Origin of the sequence: Streptomyces sp. KL116D (assembly GCF_030766975.1) — a bacterium.
GTDB classification, from domain to species: Bacteria; Actinomycetota; Actinomycetes; order Streptomycetales; family Streptomycetaceae; genus Streptomyces; species Streptomyces longispororuber_A.
The window spans coordinates 231562-249917 of sequence record NZ_JASERH010000057.1 but is presented as its reverse complement, the minus strand read 5'-3'; the positions used below and the strand labels follow the sequence as shown (position 1 = coordinate 249917).

Here is an 18356-nt window from a genome sequence, read left to right as displayed (position 1 = left end):
GCCGCCCTGACCGTGCTGACCTTCGTGGGCACCGTGTTCCTGGTGATCGCGCGCCCCTGACCGGGAGCCGTGAGGAGCGAGCGATTTCGAGCCACCCGCAGGCACGGTGACCACCAGAGGTATCGTGGCCTGCGGAGGCGGCCAGTGGTGAGGGACGGGGCACGGACCGGGCTCATCGGGCGACGCGCCGAGCGCCCGTCCTCGACGGCGCCTGCTCGCGCAGGCCAGGAGGACGGTCACAGCGGCGTCGTCGTGGTGCGCGGCGAGGCAGGCATCGGGAAGACCGAACTGCTCAACCACCTCGTCGGCCGGGCCGACGGCTTCCGCGTCGTGCGGGCGGCCGGCGTCCAGTCCGAAATGGAACTGTCCTACGCCGGACTGCACCAGCTCTGCGCCCCGCTGCTGTCTCACCTCGACGATCTCCCCGGGCCCCAACGCACCGCCCTGCGAACGGCGTTCGGCATGCGGGCCGGGGACGCGCCCGACCGGTTCCTGGTCGGACTCGCCACGCTCAGCCTGCTCGCCGCCGCCGCCGACGAGCCCCTGCTGTGCGTGGTCGACGACGCGCAGTGGCTGGACCGCGTGTCCTCCCAGACCCTGGAGTTCGTCGCACGCCGCCTGCCCAGCTCGCCGAATCGGTGCTGCTGGTCCTCGGCCGTCCGCGAGTCCGGCCCCCGCGAGACCCTGGCCACCCTGCCCGAACTCTTCGTCCACGGCCTCGACGAACAGGACTCGGCACTCCTCCTCGACTCGGTCGTCACCGGCCCGCTCGACCCGCTGGCACGGGACCGGATCGTCGCCGAGACGCGCGGCAACCCGCTCGCCCTGCTCGAACTGCCGCGCGGCCTGACCGCGATGGAGATGGCGGGCGGCTTCGACGGCCCGGCCGCCCGCCCGCTGGCCGGCCAGATCGAGGCGGGCTATCTGCGCCGCATCCAGGCACTCCCGGCCGAGGCACAACGCCTGCTGCTCGTCGCCGCCCTCGAACCGGTCGGCGACGTCGCGCTACTGCGGCGGGCCGCCGAACGCCTCGGCATTCGGTGGACAGCGCCGTCACGCAGGCCGAGGCATCGGGCCTCTCTGACGCTCGGCACTTCTGTCCGCTTCCGGCACCTGGTCCGCTCGGCGGCGCACTACGCCGCCGACGTCGAGGACGCCGCCGCGTGCACCGGGCGTTGGCGAATCGATCGACGCGGACCTCTGACCCTGGACGCCGGGTGTGGCACTCTGGCGAGCGCGGCGACGGAGCTTCCGACGAGCCGTCGCCGCGAACTCGAAGGATCCGCCGGCCGCGCCCACCGCCGCGGGGGCCTCGCGGCCGCGGCGGCCTTCCTGCACCGGCCAGCGAGCTGACCCCGACGCGGGCCGGCGCGGAGCCAGGACCCTGGCCGCCGCCCAGGCCAAGTACCAGGCGGGCGCCTACGACACCGCGCGCGGACCTGGTCGACGTGGCGGACCTGAACCCGCTCGGCAGAGCGTGGGATCGGCCGGGCGAACCTGCTGCGCGGCCAGATCACGGCTCGCGGCCCGCAGTGCTACGGCGCCGGACTGCCCTCGCTGCTCGAAGCGGCCCGGCGAAGCTCCAGCCGTACGACTCCGAACTGGCCCGCCGGACCTACCGGGACGCCATCTACGCGGCACTGACCGCGGGCCGGCTGGCCTACGGGCGGGGTCCGCGACGCCGCCGAGGCCGTGCTGAGCGATGCCGGCGACCACGCCGACCGCGAGGACCTCCACACTGCTCACCGGCCTGCGTCGCGGATGGTCACCGAGTGGGTACGCCGTGGAGCGCTCCGCTCGTCCTCGACGCCGTGCGGGCGCTTCCGGACGGACCGCCGCACGCCACTGCCGAGACGCCCTGGCTGGCTGCGCTCGTGTGCCGCACGGCCCACAACGTGCGTGGGACTTCGCGCCACCGCGCCTGGTCCGGCTCTCCGCGCCTGGTCGACCTGGCCCGGGAGGACGGAGCGCTCGCCGTGCTGCCCTCCGCCCTCCCGCTGCGGTTGTCGAACCGCGTTCGCAGGGTGATCTGCGGGCCGGCGACTCCCTCCTGGTGGAGGCCGAGGCGATCGGCGAGGCCACCGGCAGCAGCTTCTTCGCCCGCCACGGAGCACTCGTCGTGGAGCCCTTCAAGGGACGGGAGGCGTCGCGAGCAGGCGATCGCGGCCGTCTACTGCACGACGATCTGCTCCAGGCCGAGGCAAGGTCACTCACCGCCGCGTGGGCGGAGGCGGTCCTGATGCAGCGGCCTCGGCCGCTACGAGGAGGCCTTCGGCGCCGCCGAGCGCGGCTGCGAGAACAGGAACTCGGTCTGTCCCTGCAGTCCAGGGTGGAACTCGTCGAGGCGGCCGTCCGTCTCGGCCGGACCGCGCGCGCGACCGAGTCGGTGCGCACCTATCGAGGAGATCGTGCCGGAGTCAGCGGCACGCCCTGCAGGCGCTGGGCACCTCGGCCGCCGTCCGAGCCCTGAGTGGCCGAGGGCGCGGCCGCCGAGACCCTGCACCACCAGGAGGCGATCGATAGCAGCTCGACCTGGCCCGGACCCGCATGGATCAGTGCCAGGGCCCGGCTCCGCTACGGCGAATAAGCGCTGCGCCGTGAGCGGCGCCGCGGATGCGCGAACCCGGCTGGGCGAGGCGTACCCAGGAGATGCTCGGCGACGCGGGAGCTCGAGGCGCCTCGCGGAACGCGCGCGACGGGAACTGCGGGCCGCCGGGGCGAAGGTGCGCGCGCGGACCGCGGCGACGTCGGTCACGTTCACCGCGAAGGAGGCCGGGTCACTCGCGCGGCTGGCTCCGGGACGGGTTCACGAGCGCGGAGATCGCCGCGCTGTCTTGTCCTCAGCCCGCACACGGCGCGAATGGCATCTGCGCAAGGTGTTCGCGAAGCTGGGGATCTCCTCCGCAAGTGAGATCGGCTCCGTGGGACTTGACGCCCCGGCGACCGCGTCTCACGACCCGGCCGCGCTCGGCTCACGCCGACAGCGGTCCGGCGGGAGACGTCCTCGGGCTCCGCCGGCAGCGCGGGCACGGTGACGATCTGATCAGATCGTGCGTCGAGCAGCCGGTGCACGGGACGGCGCCCGGCCGCCGCCGGCAACCGGCCCCCGCTGGGCGTCCAGTTCACCGGTCAGCCCCACGCTGCGATGACGATGCGGCCCTGCCGCCGCCGAACCGCACGGCCACGTCCACGCGGTCGAGCCGCCAGCGCCGCCGGTCCGCCAGCGCCCGCGCGGCGTGGACGTGCGCGATCCGAGCGCGGCCAGGAGCAGCTCTCCGGCGTGGGTCCCGCGTCGGCGCCCGCGGGCTCCGGCTCGTCGGCGGTCAGCACGTGGGTGCCGATCGCGACGGAACAGAGTGAGACCGCTCGCCCTCGGCGACACGGAAAGCGAGGCGCGCGTGATCACGGGTCTTCTCCTCTCGGCCGGGATGCGGGACCGCGACGGAACGTGTCCCCGTCACACAAGACCGTGGTGACACCGGACGTGTGACAGCCGACTCCGCGCGTGTGACGGCCGGCCCCGTGGTGAGCGCCGCGTCCGCCCTGCTCGGCGGCCGCCGGTCACAGCACGGTGTCCAGGGACCGCCGGGAGGTGATGCGAGCTTCGCGTACACCTTCCGCAGGTGCCACTCACGGTGTGCGGGCTCAGGAACAACTGGGCGCCGATCTCGAGTTGGTGTCCCCGTCCCGGGCCAGCCGCGCGATCTGGTGCCTCCTGGGTGGTGAGGGCCTGCCGCCGCGTCGCCGTCGCGCCGGACCACCGTGTCACCGTCGCCCGCAGCTCGCGGACCGTGCGGTCGGCGAAGGCCTCCGCGCCGAACCGGGTGAACAGGGCGTGCGCCGCGTGCAGTTGCTCCCGGGCCTCGCCGCTGCCGGCCTCCCGCCGCAGCCACTCCCCGTACAGCAGGTGCGCCCGGGCCAGCTCCATCGCGACCGTGGTGCGCCCGAGCCGGTCGATCGCCTCGCGGTACCGTTCCTCGGCCTCGGCGCCCTGGCCGAGCAGCGCCCGGGAGCGTGCCTGGACGCCCAGCGCCCAGTCCGTGCCGGCCGCGTCGGTGATCCGCACGAGCCGGTCGAGGGCGGTGCAGGGCCTCGTCGGGGCGGCCGCTGCGCGCGCTCGGCCTCCACCAGCTCGATCGGTCCCCAGCTGGCCGCGACCAGGTCCTGCGGATGCGCGCTCGCCGCACGGGCCGCGTCGGACGCCTCCTCGAACCGGCCGAGTCCGTTGAGGAGCACGGCCTCGGCCCGTCGCGCTATGGCCACGCCGATGCCCTCACCGCGTCGCACGGCGTTCTCCAGGCCCGTCTTGATCAGCGGCAGCCTCGCCCGCGCGTCCCTGCCAGGCGACGAGTGACATGGTGCCGAACGGTGCGAAGCTGCCGCCGACCGCTTCCTGGACGCGGGTGATCTCCGCGACGAGGAGGGCGGCCTCGGCCAGTTCCCCGGCGCAGGTGTGGACGACCACGCGTGAGTTGAGGGCGAGCGGCAGTTCGGCCAGCGCGCCGACCGTGCGGGCGGTCCGTACGTGGCGTGCCGCCAGCTCCGTCCAGCTCTCGTCGTCCCGCATCTCGGCCGCCAGCGCCGAGACGAGCCACGACCAGCGCAGGATCTGCTCCGGGTCGGACACTCGCGGAACAGGCGCAGCACGGTGTGCGCGGCAGGCACCGCGGTGCGGTAGTCGTCGGTGAACCGTGTCGCCAGGGCGTCCAGGAGCACGTCGGCGGTGCGCGTCGTCCCGGTGGGGGCCGATGGGGTCGACGGGGCGCGGCGCGCGGCTGTTGCCACCTCGCGCGCGTCCGCGCCGGAGGCGAGGCGGCCGGCGAACATGGCCGCCGACAGGGCGTCCAGGAAGGTCTCGTGGGCCAGGGCGGTGTCGATCGGCAGCAGACTGCGTGCGGTGCCGAGCAGCAGGGCACCGCTTCGTCCATGCGTCCCGAGGCGAAGGCGATCTGGGCCTGGACGAGGTCGGCGCGGGCGCGGTGGTCCTCGTCGAGGGATCACGCTGCGGGCCAGCGCGAGCGAGTTCGCGGGCCGCGGTGGGCGCACCGCGCGGATCTTCGCCTGGGCCGCGGCGAGGGCCCGGGTCGCCTTGCGCGGCGGGTGGGACGTCAGGACGGCCGCGTGGGCGAGGAAGGCGGCCGCCGCGGCGGTGGCGCGCGCGCCGCCGCCCGCTCCGCCGACGCCTCCAGTTCGGCGGCGATCGCCTCGTCCGGACGTACCGTCGCCCGCGCCAGGTGCCAGGCGCGCCGGTCCGGGTCGACGGCGCGGTCGGTCACCTCCGCCAACACCCGGTGGGCCTCCCGGAGTTCCGCGAGGCCGGCCGAGCGATAGACGGCGGAGCGCAGCAGCGGGTGCCGGAACCGGACGAGTGCGCCGACGACGAGCAGCCCGTCCGCCACCGCCGGGTCGATCGCGTCCGGGCCGATGCCCAGCTGCTCGGCGGCGCGCTTGAGCGAGGGCCACGTCACCGATCGGCTCGGCGGCGGCGACGAGCAGCAGGCGTCGGGTCGAGGCGGGCAGGGCCTGCACCCGCCCGAGGTAGCTGCGCTCGATGCGGCCCGACACCGGGCCGGGACCGCTGCGGCGGAGTCCGTCCGTCGTTCCCATGTCGGGTCGGTCGTGCGGCAGTTCCAGCAGGGCGAGCGGGTTGCCGCGGGCCTCGGCGAGGATGCGGTCGCGGACCTGGGCGTCCATCGGGCCGCCGACCGACACGCTCAGCAGACCGCGGGCGTCGGTGTCGTGGAGGCCGTCGACCGTCAGCTCGGGCAGGCCCGCCAGCTCGTCGCGGCCCCGTCGCTCACGGGTGGCGAACACCGGGCCAGGGGTTCGGCGAGCATCCGCCGCGCCACGAGACGCCAGGGTCTGCGCGGAGACCCGGTCGAGCCACTGCGTGTCGTCCACGAGGCAGAACAACGGCTGCTCGGCGGCCACGTCGGTGAGCAGTCCGAGCACGGCGATGCCGACGAGGAACCGGTCGGGAGGCGGGCCGTCGCTCATCCCGAACGCGGTCGCCAGGGCTTCGCGCTGCGGCGGCGGAAGACGGTCGAGGCGATCGAGGAACGGGGCGCACAGCTGGTGCAGTCCCGCGAACGGCAGCTCCATCTCCGACTCGGCACCCGCCCCGCGTGCGACGCGGTGCCGGGAGACACGGGCCTCCAGATGGTCCAGCAGGGCGGACTTCCCGATCCCCGCGTCGCCCCGCAGGACCAGCGCGGCGCTCCGTCCGGCCTCCACGTCCGCCGCCAGGGCATCGAGAACCTGCCGCTCACGGCGTCGGCCGCGCAGCTGTCTCGGACCGTCCCCGTTGCTCACCTTGCCCCCTGCACGAAAGGGAGCATAACAACGCTCCGGCGGCCGGGACCGCCGTGGTCGGCCGCCGGAGCGACCAGGGAGCGCCACGGATCAGGGGAGTGACGTGGATCATGGGTCGAGAAGGCATGGATGCCGTGCGGCGACGGGTGTTCCCTGGCGGCATGAACGAAGAACACACGGTTCCTTCCGGCCTCCTCGACGAACACACCGTTTCCTCTCCGGCCCCGTCCCACTGGATCGACGGCCGTGCCGTCCGCGGTACCGGACCGCTGATCGACGTCGTGAATCCCGCCGACGCGTCGGTCGTCGCCACGCTCCACGAGGGCACGGCCGAGTGAGGTGGACCTGGCGGTGTCCGCCGCGCTCACCGCGTTCGAGGTGGGCGTCGACGCCGGTGGAGCAGCGGGCGGCCGTCATGCGGCGGTTGGCCGAGGGCCTGGAGAAGCACCACGAGGAACTGGCGGCCACCATCACCCTGGAGATGGGCGCGCCGATCAGCTTCTCCCGGCAGGCGCAGGTCGGCTTCCCGGTCGCCTCGATCCTGGCCGCGGTCGAGGCGGCGAGCAGTTCGAGTGGACGTCCGTGGTGGCGAACTCGCTCGTCGTCCGCGAACCCATCGGCGTGGTGGGCGCGATCACCCTCGTGGAACTTCCCGCTCCAGCAACTCGTGACGCAAGGTCGTCCCCGCGCTGCTCGCGGGCAACACCGTCGTCCTCAAGCCGTCGGAGCTCTCCCCGCTCAGCGCGCGGACGTTCGCCGGCATCGCCACCGAAGCCGGTCTGCCCGACGGTGTGTTCAACGTGGTGCAGGGCACGGGACCGGTCGTCGGCGAGGCACTCGCCCGGCATCCGAAGGTCGACATGATCTCCTTCACCGGATCCACCCGGGCCGGCCGTGCCGTGTCCGTCGCCGCGTCCGGCACCGTCAAGCGGGTCGCTCGAACTGGGCGGCAAGGCCGCCCATCATCATCCTTCCGAGGCCGACCTCGACGCCGCCGTCACCCGCGGCCTGGCTGCTTCGCCTGGGCCAACGCCGGTCAGGCCTGCGGCGCCTACGTACGGATGCTCGTACCCGAAGCGCTCCAGGAGACCGTGGTCGGGAAGCTGCGGGCCGCGGCCGCGGAGTACGTCGTCGGCGACCCCGCCGACGAGGCCACGCGGATCGGCCCGCTCGCCTCGGAGACCCAGCGCCGGCGCGTCGACGACTACATCCGCCGCGGCATCGCCGACGGCGCCACGCTCGTGGTCGGCGGCCCCGGCCGGCCGGCGGGCTCTGGACACCGGCGCCTACGTCAGGCCCACGATCTTCGCCGACGTCGACCCGGCGTCGGTCATCGCCCAGGAGGAGATCTTCGGCCCCGTCCTCGTGGTCATCCCCTACGCCGACGACGACCACGCCGTGGCCATCGCCAACGGCACCGTCTACGGGCCCAACGGCGCGGTGACCGGCGACGAGGAGCACGCCATGGCGATCGCCCGGCGCCTGCGCGTCGGCCAGGTCGACGTCAACGGCGGGCCGCACAACTTCCAGGCGCCCTTCGGCGGCTACAAGCAGTCCGGCAACGGCCGGGAGATGGGCCGCGCCGGTCTTGAGGAGTTCCTGGAGACCAAGGCGATCACCCGGTGAGCCGGCCAGGTACCGTCCCACGGCGCGGACAACCCGCACAAAGCGCACGGAGCGCACGGAGGGGACGACGCGGCCCACGACCGTAGAACACACCGTGTCACGGGAATGCGCCGTCCTGATCACACCGTTCACCTGGGCGACAGATGAGTCAGGACGGCGCACGTGTGCCGGCGGAGAGGACAGCGATGGCGGACCGAGCAGCACTGGCAGCATTCCTCCGCCCGTCGCGAGGCCCTCCAGCCGGAGGACGTCGGCCTTCTCCCGCGGCCGCCGCAGGCGCTACCGGCGGCTGCGCCGCGAGGAGGTCGCGGCGCTGTCCGACCTGTCGGCGGACTACTACGGCCGCCTGGAGCAGCCGCGGGGCCCCCACCCGTCCGGGCAGATGCTCGCCGCGCTGGCCCGCGGTCTGCGCCTGTCACGGGAGTGAACGGACCACCTCTTCCGGCTCGGCGGCCACGCCGTGCCGGGCCGTGAGCAGCTCGGGGACCACGTCGACCCGGGGATGATGCGCATCCTGGACCGGCTGGAGGACACCCCCGCCGTGGTGATGAACCGCCTCGGGGAGACGCTGCGGCAGACTCCGCCCGGCCGTGGCGCTGCTGGGCGACACCACGGCGTACAGCGGACTGGCGCGCAGCGCCCCCTACCGCTGGTTCACCGACCCCGCGGCGCGCCTGATCCGTCCGGAGAGCGAGCACGCGGAGCACAGCCGTCTCCTGGTGGCCGGCCTCCACGACGCCTACACCCGCGACGGCGCGGGCTCGCGGGCCGCCGACCTCGTGGACGCGCTCGTCGAGGAGAGCCCCGAGTTCGCCGGCATCTGGCGGAGCCGCCCCGTCCTGGGCCCGTGTGCGCCCCAAGCGGTTCCTCCACCCCGGCTCGGGACGCTGGACCTGCACTGCCAGACCCTGGTCGACCCCGACCGGTCCCAACGGCTCGTCGTCTTCACCGCCACCCCGGGAACCGAGAGCGACACCAACCTACGGCTGCTGTCCCTGCTGCCCGATCCCGTGTCACAGAACCGGGCCCTGCACGGTCGTGCTAGCGTATGAGCCAGTCCTTCCGCCCCGGTCACCGGCCCGGCTGCGGCGGCCCCGCGTCGGCCGAGACGTCCCGCATCAGCTCGGCGATGTGGGTGGTGGGCGGCACGGGCTCGCGCCGCACCCCGGCGGGCCGGGGACCACACCAGAGTGACCGTCAGATCGGGGTCGACGTCGGGGTGGTCGGAGCGGTGGTGGCTGCCCCGTCTCCGGCGCTCCCGCGCGCACTCCAGCGTCGCGCGGGCGGCGAGCAGCGTGGACCGGAGGTCGTAGGCGTACGCGAGGTCCTGAAGCCGCCGATGTCGATGTGCACCCCGACGCGCGCCGAGCGGGCCTCGACTCGGCGAGCGCGGCGAGTCCGGCGGTGAGCCCGGTCTCGTCGCGCACGACGCCCGCGTGCTCCGTCATCAGGTGCCGCACCGACCGCAGCAGGGCGCGGACGTTCTCCTCGCCGTCGGCGGCCAGCAGACGGGACACGTCCGTCTCCGCGGCCCGCACCGCCGCGGGCGAGCGCTGCTGGACGGCGAGCCCGGCCGAGTACTCCGCCGCGGCCCGGCCCGCGATCCGGCCGTACACGAGAGTTCGGCCCACGCGTTCTCCTCCAGCCGGTGCGCGCCGTGCAGTCCGCCGGCCGCCTCCCCTGATCACGTAGAGCCCGTGGACGTCGGTGCCGTGGTCATCGGGCCGCACTCCGGACGCCGCCCAGGGAGTACTGGGCGGTCGGCGCGCGACCTCGACCGGATCGCGGGTGACGCCGAGCGTCTGCACGTCGAGCAGGGTCCGGTGGACGTGCGGCAGCCGGGTCAGGACGGTCTCTGCGCGGGAGGTGGGACAGGTCGAGCCACACCCCGCCGGCCCGGGTGCCGCGGCCCTCCTTGATCTCGGTGTGGACGGCCGCCGCGACCCTGTCCCCGCCGCAGCGCTCCATGCGCTCGGAGTCGTAGCGCGCCATGAACCGTTCACCGAGGTTGTTGAGCAGCACGGCGTTCCCTCGTCGCGGACCGCGTCGTCGACGAGCAGCCCGGCCGCGTGCTCGGGTCCGACCAGTCCGAGGGGATGGAACTGCACGAGTTCGGGGTCGCGCAGCCGGGCGCCCGCCTCGGTGGCCAGGCGGAAGGCGTCGCCGCCGCTCTCGTCGCGGCGGGACGACGCGCGCCGCCAGATGCGCGTGCCCGCCGGCCGCCAGGATCACGGCGTCGGCGTGCACGCGGTAGCGCGAGCCGTCGGCGAGGCCGAATCCATAGGCACCGAACACCGTTCCGTCGTCGACCAGGAGCCGGGTGACGTACACGCCGGTGAGGACGGGGATGCCGAGCTCGGCGCGCGGGCCCGCAGCGCCCGGTGCACCCCCGGCCCGGTCCGTTCGCCGCGCCCCGCGTCCTGGAAGCCCCGGTCCGCGTGGCGGGCGACGATCTGGGCGGTGCGCGGGTCGGCCAACAGGCAGGCCCTCCCGCAGCGTTTCGGCGGCGTGCCGCTGCCACCCGTCGTCGCCTCCGGCCGATGGCCATGCGCGGGGCCCACGGAACCCGTGACGGCAGAGTGCGCCGTCGTCCGTGCGCTCTGGACACGGCGATGACCGCGACACCGGCCTCCTGCGACCTCGATGGCCGCGCGGAGACCTGATGCACCGGCTCCCACGACGAGAACGGATGTGGCGAGCTGGTGTCCGAGCGAAGACACGGGGGACCTCTGCGGCGGCGGACTGACGAGATCATCGGCACTGGTCGACCGGACAGCAGGCGGTTTTGTGACAGCTCCCGGCGACTTTCCGACGTGGAGACCGTCACATCTCGACAAACACACAGGGTGTGTGCCCTTACGGATATCGTTACAAGCGCCTGTTCCGACCATGTTGTGGGACCCTTTCGTCCCCAGATGTCCCTGAGGAGCCGCCCCGCATGATCGCCAGCCCGCTTCCCGACCTGGTCGGCCGGCAGCGCGAGTGCGCGGCACTCGACGCACTGCTGGCCGGTCTGAGCGAAGGCGGGTCCAGCACCCTGGTGGTCCGCGGCGAGGCCGGCATGGGCAAGTCGGTGCTCCTGGAGTACGCGGCCGCACAGGCGTCACGGGTGAAGGTGACCTGGGCGCACGGCATCGAGGCGGACATGGAGCTGCCCTACGCCAGCCTGCACCAGGTCTGCACACCGTTCCTCGGCGAACTGGAACTGGACGAACTGCCCGAACCCCAACGCGACGCCCTCCGCGTGGCGTTCGGCATCGCCGCCGGAGACCCGCCCGACCGCTTCCTCGTCGGACTCGCCGTACTGACCCTGCTCACCCGCGCCTCCGAGACCCGGCCGGTGCTCGTCCTGGTCGACGACGCCCAGTGGCTGGACCAAGCGTCCCTGCAGACCCTGGAGTTCGTGGCCCGCCGACTGCTCGCCGAGCCGGTCGCCATGGCGTTCGCCGTACGGGACCCCGAGGGCGGCACCGCCCTCAACGGACTGCCGACCCTCCGGCTGGAAGGCCTGACACCACCGCGGCGGGACAGCTCCTGAGTCAGTGGTCGGCGGCCGCCTGGAGAGCTGCGTCCGCGACGCGGTTCGTCACGGAGATGGATTCGGCAACCCGCTCGCCCTGCTCGAGTTCTCCCGCGGCCGCAGCGCCGCCGAACCGGCCTACGGACTCGACTCGTCGGCCAGGCCCGGCGACTACGGGGGCCGGTCGCCGGCGCGCGTCGAACGCGACTTCGCCGGCCGGATCGGCTCCCTCTCCGGCGGCGACCCGCACCCTGCTGCTGATCGCCGCGGCCGAACCGGTCGGCGACGCGCGCCTGCTGGTGCGCGCGGCCGCCCGGCTCGACATCGTGCCCTACGCGGCACCGGCCAAGGCGGCCGGCCTGATCGAGTTCGGGAGTCCGTCAGGTTCCGGCACCCGCTGGTCCGTTCCGCCGTCTACCAGGGAGCCACGCCCGAGGAACGCCGGGCGGTGCACCGGCGCTGGCCGACGTCACGGACCCGGTCCTCGACCCCGACCGGCGCGCCTGGCACGCCGCCCAGGCCACCGACGGGCCGGACGAGGACGTCGCCACCGGCCTCGAACAGGCCGCCGACCGCGCCCGGCAGCGCGGCGGCATCGCCGCCGAGGCGGTGCTGCTGGAGCGCGCGGCCGAGGTGACGCCGGACGCGTGGGCGCGCGGCCGCCGGGCCCTCGCGGCCGCCGAGGCTCACTTCTCGGCCGCGGCGCCCTGACCGCGCCACCGAACTCGCCACGGTGGCCGAACTGTGCCCCCTGAGCACGCTGGACCGGGCCCGCTCTCGCGCGCCTGCGGGCCCGGATCCTCTTCGCCCGCAGCCGCGGCGACGAGGCGGCGCCCCTGCTCCTGGAGGCCGCGGCGCAGTTCACCGCCGCCGGGTCGCCGCTGGCGCGCGAGACCTACCTGGAAGCCATCAGCGCGACCATCTTCGCCGGTCTCGTCCACGGCCCGACCGGAGCCCGCGCGGCGGCGATCGCGGCCCGCGACTCGGGGGCGCCGCCCTCCGGTTCGGAGGCCGCCGACCGCTCCTCGACGGCGTCGCCGCGCTCCTCGCGGACGGGAACGAGGCCGCCCCGGCCTTGCGGGACGCCCTCGACCTGCTCGTGAACGAGGAACTCGGCACCAGGGAAGCCTGTCATGCGCTGGCTGCTGCTCCTGCCGGTCGCGCTGGAGGCGTTCATCCACTACGCCTGGGACCTGCACGCCTGGGACGCGCTGTCGAGCCGCGCCGTGCGCCTGGCCGCGACGTCGGAGCGCTCGGCGCCCTGCCCCGGCCCTCATCTACGCGGGCGGCGTGCACATCCACTACGGGAACTTCGCCGAGGCCGACCGGATGATCGACGAGGCCGACGCGCTCTCCGCCGCGAGCGGGCCACGCCCCCACAAGTACGCGACCCTGGTCCTGGCCGCGTGGCGGGTGCGAGGCGGAGGTCGCCACCGGCATCATCGACGAGGCCAGGCAGCGGGCCGAACAGACCGGCGAGGTCTCCCTGTTGGGCGCCACCGGTACATCCAGGGGTGCCGTTCAACGGCCTGGGGCGCTACGAGGAGGCGCTGGCGGCCTGCCCGTGCGGGCATCGAGCACGACGATTCAACTTCACCGGCCTGTCGCTGGTGGAACACGTCGAGCGCCGCCACCCGGTGCGGCGAACTCGACCAGGCCCGGGCTCGCTGGCCCGGCTGATCGAGCTCACCCGGGCCGCCGAATCCGGCTGGGCCCGCGGCGCCGCCGCCCGCGGCCAGGCGCTCCTCGCCGACGGCGACACGGCCGACCGGCTCTACCGGACCGCGATCGAGGAGCTCGAGCGCGGCGGCGTGGCCGTGGAGGTGGCCCGCACCCACCTGCTGTACGGCGAGTGGCCGCGCCGCAGCCAGCGCCGCTCGTCGGCCCGCAAACACCTGCGTACGGCGCACGAGATGTTCGACGGCATGCGCGCGCACGCCTCGCCGAGCGGGCCCGCCGCGAACTCCTCGCCACCGGCGAGCACGTCAGGGAGCGGGAGGACCGGCCGACCAGCGCCCTCACCCCCAGGAGTTCCAGGTCAGCCGCGCTGGCCGCCGACGGCATGACGAACGCGAAGATCGGCGCGGAGCTGTTCATCAGCCCGCACACCGTGGAGTGGCACCTGCGCAAGGTGTACATGAAGCTCGGCATCAACTCGCGTCGTGCGCCGCCCGGTGCCCTGGGACGCCCCGGCCGACGACCTCCCGACGAGGACACGATGCGAGCGCCTGACGCGGGCGCGGGCCAGGGACCCCGTGGTCCCCCATGGACTCCGTGGTCCCCCACGGACTCTGCGGCCCCACATGGACCCCGTAGCCCACGTGGCCGCCGTGGGAGCCGTGCCGCCGTGGACTCCGCTGCCCGTGGGCACCATGGACTCCGTGGCCCGTGGGCGTCGTGGACTCCATGGCCAGGCCCGTGGCCAGGGCCTTGGCCACGGGATCCCTGACGGGGCCCAGGGTGTTTCCACGGGCGGGGCCCAGCCCACGGACTCCGCCACGAGGTCCTACGACTCCACCACGGGCAGCAAGGGCGCGGGGGAAGGGGTCACGCGGCCAGGGTGGAAGCACGCCCTTGACGGGCGTCCTTCCACGAGCAGGAGCTCCTCATGCCCGCCACCCGCCCCCAGCCCACGACCCGCCCGCAGACCACGACCGGTCCGCGAACCACGAACGGTCCGCAGATCACCACCGAAGCCGCGAACGCCCGGCGGCCGGGTCGGCGACATGGACGCCGCCCTCGACGCCTTCCTGGCCGAGCGGACCCGGCTCTTCCGCATCGCCTACCGCATCTCGGCGATCGCCACCGGAGCAGAGGACGGGTCCAGGAGGTGTGGCAGCGCTGGCAGCTCACCCAGCGTGCGGAGATCGACAACCCGACCGCGTTCCTGGTGACGGCCACGACCCGGCTGGCCATCAACGTCGTGCGCTCCGCGCGCCACCGCCACGAGGTCCCGGTCGAGCCGCAGTTGGCCGACTTCGGCGACCGCGCCGCCCCGGACCCCGTGCTGAGCGTCGAGCGGACCGTGGCGGTCGAGGGCGCCCTGGCCCTGCTCATGGTCACGCCTGACGCCGGACCGGCTGGCCGCCTACGTCCTGCGCAAGGGGTTCGGCTACGCCTACGCGAACTCGCCGCGCTGCTGCGGATCAGCGCCCCGAACGCCCGCGTGGTGGTCCACCGGGCGCAGGCCCGCCTGGAGTCCGCCCGCGAGCACCCGGTCCCTCGCCGAGCCGCACCGCCGCCTCGCCGCCGCGTTCAGGACGGCGGCCCACACCGGCGACCTGAGGCCTGTTGCGGGTGCTCGCCCCCGAAGGACAGATGCGCCGCGGGCCCGTCGCAGGCCGCGTGACGAGCCGTTGACCTTGTCACACTGTTCAACGTTTGACGATCGCGTGAGAACACACCATATTGAGTGTGCGTGCATAGAAGAACGCATCGAAGAACGCTTCGAAGAACGCACCGACAATGTGAGGACCGTGCGATGTCCGCAGACTCTTCCGACCAGACTTCGCGGCCACGCGCCGTCGCGACCGGAGCCGGATCCGGCATCGGCCGGGCCACGGCCGTCGCTCTTCGCCAAGGCCGGAGCGCATGTGCTCGGGGTGGGCCGGCGCGAGGAACCGCTGAAGGAGACCGCCGCGCTGCACCGCGGCATCGACGTCCTGGCGATCGACGTCCGCGGCGACGGAGCGCCCGCCGAGGTGATCGCCACCGCCGTGCAACGGTGGGGCCGCATCGACCACCTGGTCAACAACGCCGGTGCCACAGCGGTGATGAACCTGGCCGAGACCGACGGACCGACGATCACCGGCCTGCTCGCCCTGAACGTCGTCGCGCCGAGCCTCCTCGCCCACGCGGCCCTGCCGCACCTGCAGCGAGACCTCCGGCACGATCATCAACCTCTCCAGCACCTACGGGCACCGGCCCATGGCGGGAGGCGCGCACTACTCGGCCAGCAAGGCCGCCATCGAGCAGATGACGCGCAGCTGGGCGCTGGAACTGGCGGGGGAGGGCATTCGCGTCAACGCCGTCGCCCCCGGCCCCACCCGCACCGACGTCATGCTGCACGCCGGACTCACGCCCGAGGCCGCCAACGACATGTACGCCTACGAGCGCGACCGCATCCCCACCCACCACATCGCGAGCGCCGACGAGGTCGCTCACTGGGTGCTCCGGATGGCCGACCCCGCGGGACGTCACGCGACCGGCCAGGTGATCACTGTCGACGGCGGCCTGGAACTCATCTGACACGCCCGCCCGTCGAGGCCGTTGCCTCGGCCGACGCCTCGGCCGGACCCGCGCCATGACCACAAGGTGTCACACATCAGGTGCCGGCCCGGTCAAACCCCTCAGCCGACCCGAGCGGACGCACCGACACGGTGCGTGAACGCCCGCGAGGCCGGTCGGACGAGGAGGTTGTGGGTCATGAAGGTCGTGGTGTTCGACGACGGCGGACTCATGGGCGTCGAGACGGCCCTGTGGGTCAGGGACCACGGGCACGAGGTGGGCCTGGTCTCGGCGCCCACCGGGCTCGACCCGCTCACCCCGGAACAGGTGGCCGACGCCCTGCACGACTGCGCGGTGGTGATCGACCTCGCCCATCAACCGCCCCCGGCCACCGGCACGTTCCCCCGGCCACCGGCACGTTCCCGACGGGCAACGACCCGCTCCCCATGGGCAACGGCCGGCCCGGGGACGAGGCGGCTCACCTCGACGCGTGGCTCGCCTCCACCGGCAGACTCCTGCGCGCCGCGACCGCCGCCGGGTGCGACACCACGTGTGCCTCTCCGCCGTCGGCGCGGACCGGGTGCGCGGCGACGGCGCCTTCCGGGCACTGCGGGCGCGGGAAGCCATGATCGAGCGCTCGGGCACCCCCTACTCGATCCTCCGCAGCACGCAGTTCTTCGAGGCCGCCGAGGCGATCGCGGACACGGCCACCGAGGACGGGGTCGTCCAGGTGCCGCCGCTGAGAGTGCAGCCGGTGTCCCTGACGGACGTGGCGATGTACCTCGCCCACATCGCCGTGTCCCGGCCGCTCGGCGGCGTCCGTGAGATCGCCGGTCCCGAACAGTTCGGCCTCGACCGGTTCGTGCGCATCGCCCTCGCGACGGACGCCGCCTACCGGCCCGTGCGCACGCACGCCCACAGCCCCTTCTTCGGCGCCCGCCCGCACTCCCGCGGACCTCCTGCCGGGTGCCGGCGCCTTCGTCGCGCAGACCAGCTACCGGGAATGGCTCGCCGGCCGCTCCCGCACCCGAGGTCAGTTCCTGACCCCGAACCACCACCCCTACCCCTACGCCTACGCCTACGCCAGAAGTGAGCCCAGGATGACGATGACGACACTGCCCGTCGAACTGCTCGGCGGGATCCGCGAACTCGCCGCCGTACCGCTGCCATCGGACACGCCCCACCCAGGCGGGCCGCCCCTGCGCCGATACGCGGTGGAACTGCACGTACCGGACGAGCGGCACCAGGAACTGGAGGCCGAACTCCAGGCGGCAGCCACGGCCGACGGCCCGCACCTGCGCGGGAGCGAGGGACGATGGCGCGTCCTGGACGGCTGGAGCAAGGTCGCGGCGGGCCGTCGCCACGAGATCTGCATCTACCGGCTGGAGGTCGAGGAGGTCGGTCTTGCCGACCAGCCGATCCTCGCCCGCACCGCGGAAAGGGTCATGGCCAACTCCCGCGCCCTGGCGGACCTTCTGGCGGAGTTGCACGCGCGCGGGGTGCTGGACGCGAGGAGCGCCTGCGAGCCGTCGAGGCGGCCGCCGCACCGCGCCCCTGACGCGCGAGGAAGCACGCGCCCTGTCCCGAACCGACTGACCTGCCTACTCGCTGCTCGCTACTCCCGAAAGGATGCCCCATGCCCGAAAGGGTCGAGGAACCCGTGCCCCTAGACGATCCTGCGGTCCCCACTGACCAGCGCGGCGATCTTCCTCGTCGTCACGATCGACGAGGGCGGCGAGCACACCGTTCGCGAACTCCTCCCGACATCGGCTCCCTGGAGCGTGCCGTGGGGTTCCGCGCCCACCCCGACGGCCTGCTGAGCTGTGTGACCGGCATCGGGTCCCACGCCTGGGACCGCCTGTCTCGCCGGAGAACGCCCGGCCCGTCTCCACCCCTCTTCAAGGAACCGCGCGGCGCACGCCACCGAGCCGTCGCCACCCCCGGCGACCTGCTGTTCCACATCCGCGCCGCACGCCAGGACCTGTGCTTCGCGCTCGCCACCGAGATCATGAGCCGGCTGCGCGGAGCGGTCACGGTGCGGGACGAGGTGCACGGCTTCCAGTTCTTCGACGAACGCGACCTCCTCGGCTTCGTCGACGGTACGGAGAACCCCACGGGTGCCCGGGCGCAGGCCGCCGTGGTCGTGGGCGAGGAGGATCCCGGTTTCGCGGGCGGCAGTTACGTGGTGGTGCAGAAGTACCTCCACGACCTCGACGCCTGGGAAGCCCTGCCGGTCGAGGCGCAGGAGCGGGTGGTCGGCCGGCGGAAACTCTCCGACGTGGAGCTGGCGGACGACGTGAAACCGCCGGACTCGCACGTCGCGCTCACCACGGTGACGGACGCGGACGGCGCCGAGCGGGAGATCCTCCGCGACAACATGCCGTTCGGGGCCGTGGGCACCGAGGAGTTCGGTACGTACTTCATCGGCTACGCGCGCACTCCCGAGGTCACCGAGACGATGCTGGCGCGCATGTTCCTGGGCACGGACGCGGCGACGCACGACCGGATCCTGGACTTCTCCACCGCGGTCACGGGCTCCTGTTCTTCACGCCGGCCGCGGACTTCCTGGAGGACTCCACCCGACCTGCCCGACTTGCCGGACAGCCAGAGCCAGAGCCAGAGCCAGAGCTAGTCAACGGACGACGCAACAGTGTCACACCAGTCCGGGCCC

The 18356-nt window shown here is 73.7% G+C and carries 19 protein-coding genes and 5 pseudogenes; 16 read left to right on the top strand and 8 right to left on the bottom strand.

The genetic code is table 11. From position 1 onward, the window contains the following. Nucleotides 1-147 precede the first annotated feature (147 nt). Both RBJ77_RS23315 and RBJ77_RS23310 read left to right on the top strand, forming a co-directional pair. Entirely contained in the window at nucleotides 148-1353 is a 1206-nt protein-coding gene (locus RBJ77_RS23315; protein WP_372346795.1) for an AAA family ATPase, read from the top strand. Nucleotides 1354-2053: 700 nt separating this feature from the next. Next, entirely contained in the window at nucleotides 2054-2470 is a 417-nt protein-coding gene (locus RBJ77_RS23310) for a hypothetical protein (RefSeq protein ID WP_372346794.1), read from the top strand. A gap of 987 nt (nucleotides 2471-3457) precedes the next feature. On the opposite strand, the gene RBJ77_RS23305 is transcribed toward RBJ77_RS23310, so the two are convergent. The 4 genes and pseudogenes from RBJ77_RS23305 to RBJ77_RS23290 all read right to left on the bottom strand — a co-directional run. Beyond that, complete coding sequence (locus tag RBJ77_RS23305; protein WP_372346907.1) at nucleotides 3458-4066, bottom strand: hypothetical protein; 609 nt, start codon at nucleotides 4064-4066, stop codon at nucleotides 3458-3460. Between the two features lie 207 nt (nucleotides 4067-4273). Beyond that, the gene (locus tag RBJ77_RS23300; RefSeq protein ID WP_372346906.1) at nucleotides 4274-4627 is read right to left on the bottom strand and encodes a hypothetical protein; all 354 of its coding nucleotides are present in this window, start codon (nucleotides 4625-4627) and stop codon (nucleotides 4274-4276) included. A 481-nt stretch (nucleotides 4628-5108) separates the two neighbouring features. After that, a complete protein-coding gene (locus tag RBJ77_RS23295) occupies nucleotides 5109-5468 on the bottom strand; it encodes a hypothetical protein (RefSeq protein WP_372346905.1) in 360 nt (119 codons plus the stop codon). A 439-nt stretch (nucleotides 5469-5907) separates the two neighbouring features. Beyond that, nucleotides 5908-6234, bottom strand: a pseudogene (locus RBJ77_RS23290) (LuxR family transcriptional regulator); the annotation flags it as partial. 239 nt (nucleotides 6235-6473) lie between these two features. Between RBJ77_RS23290 and RBJ77_RS23285 the strand changes: the two are divergent. The 5 genes and pseudogenes from RBJ77_RS23285 to RBJ77_RS23265 all read left to right on the top strand — a co-directional run bounded on the left by RBJ77_RS23285 (nucleotide 6474) and on the right by RBJ77_RS23265 (nucleotide 8990). Further along, complete coding sequence (locus RBJ77_RS23285; RefSeq protein WP_372346793.1) at nucleotides 6474-6650, top strand: hypothetical protein; 177 nt, start codon at nucleotides 6474-6476, stop codon at nucleotides 6648-6650. Nucleotides 6651-6727: 77 nt separating this feature from the next. Further along, nucleotides 6728-6940: pseudogene (locus RBJ77_RS23280) on the top strand (hypothetical protein); the annotation flags it as partial. Nucleotides 6941-7001: 61 nt separating this feature from the next. Next, nucleotides 7002-7508, top strand: a pseudogene (locus tag RBJ77_RS23275) (aldehyde dehydrogenase family protein); the annotation flags it as partial. A gap of 76 nt (nucleotides 7509-7584) precedes the next feature. Continuing rightward, nucleotides 7585-7938, top strand: coding sequence for an aldehyde dehydrogenase family protein (locus RBJ77_RS23270; protein WP_372346889.1), 354 nt, complete (start codon nucleotides 7585-7587; stop codon nucleotides 7936-7938). 185 nt (nucleotides 7939-8123) lie between these two features. Next, nucleotides 8124-8990: pseudogene (locus tag RBJ77_RS23265) on the top strand (helix-turn-helix transcriptional regulator). Between the two features lie 66 nt (nucleotides 8991-9056). On the opposite strand, the gene RBJ77_RS23260 reads toward RBJ77_RS23265, so the two are convergent. Together RBJ77_RS23260 and RBJ77_RS23255 are read right to left on the bottom strand one after the other, a co-directional pair. Further along, on the bottom strand, nucleotides 9057-9569 hold the full coding sequence (locus tag RBJ77_RS23260) for a hypothetical protein (RefSeq protein WP_372346904.1): 513 nt from the start codon (nucleotides 9567-9569) through the stop codon (nucleotides 9057-9059). 85 nt (nucleotides 9570-9654) lie between these two features. Further along, nucleotides 9655-9960: a hypothetical protein gene (locus RBJ77_RS23255; protein ID WP_372346903.1), complete on the bottom strand. Its 306-nt coding sequence runs from the start codon at nucleotides 9958-9960 to the stop codon at nucleotides 9655-9657. A 916-nt stretch (nucleotides 9961-10876) separates the two neighbouring features. On the opposite strand from RBJ77_RS23255, the gene RBJ77_RS23250 reads away from it, so the two are divergent. Beyond that, a complete protein-coding gene (locus RBJ77_RS23250; protein WP_372346792.1) occupies nucleotides 10877-11476 on the top strand; it encodes a BREX system ATP-binding domain-containing protein in 600 nt (199 codons plus the stop codon). Between the two features lie 396 nt (nucleotides 11477-11872). Here RBJ77_RS23250 and RBJ77_RS23245 read toward each other — a convergent pair whose 3' ends face one another. Both RBJ77_RS23245 and RBJ77_RS23240 read right to left on the bottom strand, forming a co-directional pair. Then, nucleotides 11873-12148, bottom strand: coding sequence for a hypothetical protein (locus RBJ77_RS23245; protein ID WP_372346791.1), 276 nt, complete (start codon nucleotides 12146-12148; stop codon nucleotides 11873-11875). A 205-nt stretch (nucleotides 12149-12353) separates the two neighbouring features. Continuing rightward, entirely contained in the window at nucleotides 12354-12593 is a 240-nt protein-coding gene (locus tag RBJ77_RS23240) for a hypothetical protein (RefSeq protein ID WP_372346790.1), read from the bottom strand. Between the two features lie 379 nt (nucleotides 12594-12972). On the opposite strand from RBJ77_RS23240, the gene RBJ77_RS23235 reads away from it, so the two are divergent. The 8 genes and pseudogenes from RBJ77_RS23235 to RBJ77_RS23200 all read left to right on the top strand — a co-directional run bounded on the left by RBJ77_RS23235 (nucleotide 12973) and on the right by RBJ77_RS23200 (nucleotide 18317). Further along, nucleotides 12973-13524 (top strand): hypothetical protein, encoded by a 552-nt coding sequence (locus RBJ77_RS23235; protein ID WP_372346789.1) that lies wholly within the window; start codon nucleotides 12973-12975, stop codon nucleotides 13522-13524. Next, nucleotides 13521-13907: a helix-turn-helix transcriptional regulator gene (locus tag RBJ77_RS23230; protein WP_372346788.1), complete on the top strand. Its 387-nt coding sequence runs from the start codon at nucleotides 13521-13523 to the stop codon at nucleotides 13905-13907. The genes RBJ77_RS23235 and RBJ77_RS23230 overlap by 4 nt, the downstream gene beginning before the upstream one ends. Nucleotides 13908-14288: 381 nt before the next feature. After that, entirely contained in the window at nucleotides 14289-14807 is a 519-nt protein-coding gene (locus RBJ77_RS23225; protein WP_372346787.1) for a hypothetical protein, read from the top strand. Nucleotides 14808-14850: 43 nt separating this feature from the next. Beyond that, a pseudogene (locus RBJ77_RS23220) lies at nucleotides 14851-15276 on the top strand (SDR family NAD(P)-dependent oxidoreductase); the annotation flags it as partial. Between the two features lie 109 nt (nucleotides 15277-15385). Then, nucleotides 15386-15706: an SDR family NAD(P)-dependent oxidoreductase gene (locus RBJ77_RS23215; protein WP_372346786.1), complete on the top strand. Its 321-nt coding sequence runs from the start codon at nucleotides 15386-15388 to the stop codon at nucleotides 15704-15706. Between the two features lie 517 nt (nucleotides 15707-16223). Further along, nucleotides 16224-16778 carry an SDR family oxidoreductase gene (locus RBJ77_RS23210; RefSeq protein WP_372346785.1) on the top strand — a complete coding sequence of 185 codons (555 nt, stop codon included), beginning with the start codon at nucleotides 16224-16226 and terminating at the stop codon, nucleotides 16776-16778. A gap of 7 nt (nucleotides 16779-16785) precedes the next feature. After that, entirely contained in the window at nucleotides 16786-17355 is a 570-nt protein-coding gene (locus RBJ77_RS23205) for a hypothetical protein (RefSeq protein ID WP_372346784.1), read from the top strand. 116 nt (nucleotides 17356-17471) lie between these two features. After that, nucleotides 17472-18317: a Dyp-type peroxidase gene (locus RBJ77_RS23200; RefSeq protein WP_372346783.1), complete on the top strand. Its 846-nt coding sequence runs from the start codon at nucleotides 17472-17474 to the stop codon at nucleotides 18315-18317. Nucleotides 18318-18356 lie beyond the last annotated feature (39 nt).

What these genes read in the sequence shown, in the direction of transcription:
- RBJ77_RS23285 (WP_372346793.1), top strand. Translation starts at nt 6,474, where the DNA reads ATGAACGAAGAACACACGGTTCCTTCCGGCCTCCTCGACGAACACACC.
- RBJ77_RS23250 (WP_372346792.1), top strand. Translation starts at nt 10,877, where the DNA reads ATGATCGCCAGCCCGCTTCCCGACCTGGTCGGCCGGCAGCGCGAGTGC.
- RBJ77_RS23240 (WP_372346790.1), bottom strand. Translation starts at nt 12,593, where the DNA reads ATGACAGGCTTCCCTGGTGCCGAGTTCCTCGTTCACGAGCAGGTCGAG.
- RBJ77_RS23230 (WP_372346788.1), top strand. Translation starts at nt 13,521, where the DNA reads ATGACGAACGCGAAGATCGGCGCGGAGCTGTTCATCAGCCCGCACACC.
- RBJ77_RS23215 (WP_372346786.1), top strand. Translation starts at nt 15,386, where the DNA reads ATGGCGGGAGGCGCGCACTACTCGGCCAGCAAGGCCGCCATCGAGCAG.
- RBJ77_RS23205 (WP_372346784.1), top strand. Translation starts at nt 16,786, where the DNA reads ATGACGATGACGACACTGCCCGTCGAACTGCTCGGCGGGATCCGCGAA.